Annotated in this window: 1 protein-coding gene and 1 pseudogene; both read right to left on the reverse strand. The window is 35.7% G+C overall.

Annotated features, from left to right (window positions below):
* Positions 1 to 76: 76 nt before the first annotated feature.
* Positions 77 to 296, reverse strand: a pseudogene (locus GO684_RS04855) (IS630-like element ISWpi10 family transposase); the annotation flags it as partial.
* A gap of 113 nt (positions 297 to 409) precedes the next feature.
* Positions 410 to 3,226, reverse strand: a complete 2,817-nt coding sequence (gene uvrA, locus GO684_RS04860; protein WP_175939393.1) for an excinuclease ABC subunit UvrA — start codon at positions 3,224 to 3,226, stop codon at positions 410 to 412.
* Between the last annotated feature and the right edge of the window lie 1,024 nt (positions 3,227 to 4,250).

Below are 4,250 nucleotides of genomic sequence, written 5' to 3' on the forward strand. Positions count from 1 at the left end.
AGGGTTTTCTTGTATCCATACTTCAACTTATCCAAATTAACTCTGATTCAATCTGGTTTTTCTATGAAGTTAGAGCAGCAAAAGATTTTTCTTCTCTTTCAAATTTTAGGTGATTTATCCATGCAGTCAATGCTGTTTTTTGAAATGCAACATATTTTTATTACGGCTATTATACTGTGCTTTTTTGCTACAATTATAGGATTTAGTTTTTTTGTGACATATGCGTTATTTCGCACTCTCTTCAACGTTTCTTTTGCTGATTCTACGACTTTTTCATCCAATAATTTTGATTTCAATGCCGTTAAACTTTACTATTTTACTTACTTCAGCATGGCTTCTTTTCCATTGCTGTCTATCCGTTTCTTGTATAATGAGAATTGGTATTACATACCTAGTTACTATAACAACTTTATACCTTGATTGACTTTAACAGATATGGCTTAAGATATTTACCAGTAACACTTTCTGGTATATCTATTATTTCTTCTGGAGTTCCTGTGGCAACTACTTTCCCGCCTTTCATCCCGCCCTCTGGGCCGATGTCTATTATATAATCCGCAGTTTTTATAACATGTAAGTTGTGTTCGATGACTATAACAGTATTTCCTAGATCGACTAACTTATGGAGTATCTTCAGTAAATTATTTACATCCTCAAAATGCAATCCTGTCGTTGGTTCATCAAGAATGTATAATGTTCTCCCAGTAGACCTTTTTGACAGTTCTCTGGAGAGTTTTATCCGTTGTGCTTCGCCTCCAGACAATGTTGTTGACGGCTGTCCAAGTTTTATATAACCAAGCCCCACTTCCTGCAAAGAGATCAATTTTTCTTTTACCATTGAAAGGTTTTTAAAAAAATCACACGCTTGATCTATTGTCATGTCAAGTACGTCAGAAACTGATTTTCCTTCGTAAGTAACTTCTAGCGTTTCTCGATTATATCGCTGACCTTTACACTGCTCACATTTCACATAAACGTCCGGTAAAAAATGCATTTCTACTCTTAAATGTCCATCACCTTTGCATGCTTCACACCTTCCTCCCTTGGTGTTAAACGAAAATCTGCCTATGTTATAACCTCGTGCTTTTGACTCTGGGAGACCTGCAAACCAATTTCTTACATGAGTGAAAATGCCGACATATGTTGCTGGATTCGATGCTGGAGTTCTGCCAATTGGCGATTGGTCTATTTCTATAATTTTATCTATATATTCAAGACCTTCAATCTTATCACATTGACCATACTTCGCAGATGAACCATACATTTTACGTGCTAAATATTTATATAGCGTTTCTATAACTAAACTTGATTTTCCCCCACCTGATATCCCAGTTACACAAATAAGGTTCCCTATAGGAAACTCAACATCTATATTTTTTAAATTATTCTCACACGCATTTATCACTTTTATGTATTGAGTTGCTCGCTTTCTTCTTTTTGGAATTGAGATTATTCTCTTCCCACTCAAATATTGCCCTGTTATGCTTTTTGGGCTCCTTTGCACCTGATCTGGTGTCCCTTCTGCAACAATTTTCCCTCCATTTACACCAGCTCCAGGACCAATATCAATTGCATAGTCAGCAGCCATTATTGTATCTTCATCATGCTCAACAACGATCACGGTGTTTCCCATATCTCTCAAGTTTTTAAGTGTGGCAATTAATCTATCATTATCGCATTGATGAAGGCCTATTGATGGTTCATCAAGCACATATAGAACACCTGTTAGCCCTGAACCAATTTGTGAAGCAAGCCTGATTCTTTGACTCTCACCGCCAGAGAGAGTGCTAGATTCACGATCAAGTGTAAGATAACTCAACCCTACGTTCTTTAAAAAAGTTAGCCTCTTGATTATTTCATTTAATATTTTATTTGAGATTTGCTTCTGTTGTTCTGTAAGATTACTCGGTAAATTCTTAAACCATTTAAGGAATTCATCTATACTGAGCCTAGATATTTCACCTATATGTCTACCATCAATCTTCACTGTTAGGGCTTCTTTTCTTATTCTAAAACCAACACACTCCTTGCAGTTAGTGACAGAGCAATATCGTTCAATAAGCGTTTCATCATAATCTATCTGGTTTTTCAAGGTGCCTACCAAACCTTGAAACTTCATTTCTTTAGAACCAAAAAGTATTACATCTTTTACATCTTGATCTATGTTCTTCCACGGAATATCAAGGCTGAATTTGCGATTTTTAGCCAGTGATAGGATTACATTTTTTAGTAATCCATAGCTTGCATGCACTTGACGAGACATTGATCCCATTGGCCTTAAAGCACCTTCAGATATTGAAAGCGTTTCATCTGGCACTATCAGCTTTATGTCAATATCCAGCTTTTTGCCAAGCCCGTTACATGAATAACACGCACCGTAGGGACTGTTAAAAGAGAATAATCTTGGTTCCACTTCCTCAAGAGTGAAGCCAGATTCCGGACATGCAAAATTTTCTGAGAAAGTTAAAATTTGACCATTTTTATACTCAGAACTGTGATTATCAGGCAAGCTCATTATTTTTGCGTACATTAAACCGTGGCCAAGCCTCAATGCTGATTCTATACTGCTGGGCAGTCGGTTTCCTATATCGTCTGATACCAATATCCTATCTGCAACAACGGAAATATCGTGTTTCTTATTTTCATCGAGCTTAGGTAAATCATCTATATTATGTATCTCACCATCTATTTTTAACCTCACGTAGCCTTGCTTTTTTATTTCTAATATCTCTTTAAGATGTTCTCCTTTTCTGCCTCGCACAATGGGGGCAAGTATATATATTTTAGTTTCTAAAGGCAACGCCATTATAGTATCTGCAATTTGAGATATAGTTTGCTTTGTTATTGGTAGTCCTGTTGTAGGCGAATAAGGTACTCCTATTCGTGCATACATTAAGCGCAAGTAATCGTAAATTTCAGTAATAGTTCCAACTGTTGATCTTGGATTTTTTGAAATTGACTTCTGATTAATGGATATTGCAGGAGAGAGGCCTGTAATCGATTCAACATCTGGTTTGTCTTGAATGTTAAGAAATTGACGCGCGTAAGCTGACAGGCTTTCAACATATCTACGCTGGCCTTCTGCATAAATTGTGTCAAACGCAAGGCTAGATTTGCCAGAGCCACTTAGCCCAGTTACAACAACTAGCTTATTTTTTGGTATATTGACATCTACACCTTGCAAATTATGCTCTCTTGCACCCTTAACTCTTATAAAATCGTCCATACACCGCATACCTTCAATTATTATAGCCTATAAATACATGAACTTGCAGTGACTTTCTACTAATTTTAACCATTATGGAAAATTAAACGAATGCAAGGCTACAAGGAGGGCATCATTTGCACAGCTCATGGAAATGCAAAAATCTCTTGACAAACTTCGCTATCTTCCTTGCATAGTACTAAAGCTAGTTATTTATCTTTTCTGTACAGATTAAGCGACAGAAAAGCTTAACGCACCTGGTGCCTCATCTTTAATTTTTTGTACTATGTGTACCTTAATATTTTTTACATGTTATCTGTATTACCAACTAGTGCTGTGAGTTGTCTTGCTAAGTGCTTAAAAATATTTAAAAAATGCAACTGGTAAAGTAATAGTAAATAATTAGCTGTCGCGTAGTTTCTTTTGTCTTTTTTTTGTTAGTAGTTTCCTTAATGCTGTAGTTGAGATTAATTGCAGCTTAAAAACAACTGAGTTACGCTTGTTAAGCATTAGAATAATAAAGACACTGTGTTTGAAAGTTGAATGCAAATAACTAGTTACCCACTATGGTTCTTTTGCCTTTTTTATTTAGTAAATTTCTTCAATATTAAAGTGAAAGTTATTTGCAGTTTAAAAGCAGCTAAATTGCGGTGCTTAAAACTTGTACCAGTTCCCACTATACAAGGAACGGATAGGCAATAATGGAAAGAAGCTATGCTGAAGTAAGTAAAATGGCGAGAGTTAACTGGTGTTGAAATCAAAATTATTGGATGAAGAAATCGTGGAATCAACAAAAGAAATGCTAAAGAAAGTGTAAAATAATGCGTATGTTGCAAAAAAACTAGGTGCTGTAATTGTAGCAAAAAAACACAGTATAGCAGCTGTAGAAGAATATGTTGTATTCAAAAACACCACTGGCTGCATGGATAAAGCGCCTAAAATTTGGAAGAAAGGAAAAATTATTTGCTCCCCCTTGACGTCGTAAAAAAACTAGATTGAATTAGAGCCAATTTGAACTGGTTAAAGCATGGTACAAAAAAAACTA

It is taken from the genome of Wolbachia endosymbiont of Litomosoides brasiliensis (assembly GCF_013366805.1).
Lineage (GTDB): Bacteria > Pseudomonadota > Alphaproteobacteria > Rickettsiales > Anaplasmataceae > Wolbachia.

Coding starts and splice junctions, on each gene's coding strand:
- uvrA (WP_175939393.1), bottom strand. CDS start 3,226: ATGGACGATTTTATAAGAGTTAAGGGTGCAAGAGAGCATAATTTGCAA.